At 72.3% G+C, this 1,860-nt stretch carries 2 protein-coding genes; both read left to right on the top strand.

The features are described from left to right. Window positions 1-58: 58 nt before the first annotated feature. Window positions 59-1,009 carry an agmatinase gene (speB, locus tag AOK22_RS37465; RefSeq protein WP_055703122.1) on the top strand — a complete coding sequence of 317 codons (951 nt, stop codon included), beginning with the start codon at window positions 59-61 and terminating at the stop codon, window positions 1,007-1,009. Beyond that, the coding region (cs1, locus tag AOK22_RS37470; RefSeq protein WP_055703121.1) for a clavaminate synthase Cs1 at window positions 1,006-1,860 on the top strand (855 nt) is incomplete at its 3' end. The genes speB and cs1, both read left to right, overlap by 4 nt.

The following is a 1,860-nucleotide window of genomic DNA, read 5'->3' on the forward strand; positions in this document are numbered from 1 at the left end:
CCGCGACCGCACCGCCCCACGGCTGGGCGACGGTCCGCACAGGAAGGGAGGGACCGCCGTGGAACGCATCGACACCACGGTCTCGCCGCGCTACGCGCAGATCCCCACGTTCATGCGCCTGCCGCACGACCCGGCACCCCACGGCAAGGACGTCGTGGTCATCGGCGCCCCCTACGACGGCGGCACGAGCTACCGGCCCGGAGCGCGCTTCGGGCCACGCGCCGTGCGCAATGAGTCCGGGCTCATCCACGGCGTGGGCATCGACCGCGGGCCCGGCACCTTCGACCTGATCGACTGCGTCGACGCGGGGGACATCGACCTGACCCCGTTCAACATGCACATCGCCATGGCCACGGCCGAGGAGAGACTCAGCGCTCTCCTCGTCGACAACGCGGCCTTCCTCATGCTCGGCGGCGACCACTCGCTGACGCTGCCCGCGCTGCGCGCCGTCGCGGGCCGGCACGGGCCGGTCGCCGTCCTGCACCTGGACGCGCACTCCGACACCAACCCCGCCTTCTACGGCGGCGAGTACCACCACGGCACGCCCTTCCGGCACGCCATCGAAGAGAAGCTCGTCGACCCGGAGCGCATGGTGCAGATCGGGATCCGCGGCCACAACCCGCGGCCCGACTCACTCGACTACGCCCGTGGCCACGGCGTGCGGATCGTCACCTCCGACGAGTTCTGCCGGCTCGGCACCGAGGGCGCCCAGCGGCTGGTCCGCGCCCGCGTCGGTGACGGGCCGGTGTACGTGTCGGTGGACATCGACGTCGTGGACCCGGCGTTCGCGCCGGGCACCGGCACGCCCGCCCCGGGCGGCCCCACCTCGCGCGAGGTGCTCGCCCTGCTGCGCGGCGTCGGTGATCTGCGGCCCGTGGGATGCGACGTCATGGAGGTGTCGCCGCTGTACGACCACGGCGGCATCACCTCCGTCCTGGCCACCGAAATCGGCGCGGAGCTGCTGTACCAGTACGCCCGCGCCCACTCCCGAGAAAGGACTTCCTCATGACCGTGCTCGACTGCTCCGCGCACGCCGCGGACCTGCTGGCGTCGGCCGGACGGCTGCCGCGGATTCCCCGTTCCGACATCCATGGGTTCCTGGACGCGGCGCGCACGGCCGCCGACGCGCTCCCCACCCCTTTGGCGGCGGCGCTGGACGACTTCAACGCCGACGGCAACCAGGACGGATACCTGCTCCTGCGCGGCCTGCCGGTGGAGGACGACGACGCCCTGCCCCGCACCCCCGACAGCACACCCGCGCCCGTGGACCGGCCGTTGCTGAACCAGGAGGCCATGCTCGCCCTCGTCGGCCGCCGCCTCGGCCTGCACACCGGCTACCGCGAGCTGCGCTCCGCCACCGTGTACCACGACGTCTATCCGTCGCCCGGTGCGCACTACCTCTCCTCCGAGACCTCCGAGACCCTGCTGGAGTTCCACACGGAGATGGCCTACCACGTGCGCCAGCCGAACTACGTGATGCTCGCCTGCTCCCGGGCGGACCACGAGCGCGAGGCGGCCACCCTCGTCGGGTCGGTCCGCAAGGCGCTGCCGCTGCTCCCGGACGACGTCCGCGCCCGCCTCTTCGACAGGCCCCTGCCCTGCCGCGTGGACGTCGCCTTCCGCGGGGGCGTCGACGACCCGGGAGCGATAGCCGACGTCAAGCCCCTCTACGGCGACCCGGAGGACCCGTTCCTCGGCTACGACCGCGAGTTGCTGGCGCCCCGGGACGCCGCCGACATCGAGGCCGTCTCCGTCCTCTCGAAGGCCCTGGACGAAGTACGCGAGGCCGTGTACCTGGTCCCGGGTGACCTGCTGATCGTGGACAACTTCCGTACGACGCACGCCCGTACGCCCGATCAT

Origin of the sequence: Streptomyces silaceus, from assembly GCF_001419745.1 — a bacterium.
GTDB lineage: Bacteria > Actinomycetota > Actinomycetes > Streptomycetales > Streptomycetaceae > Streptomyces > Streptomyces silaceus.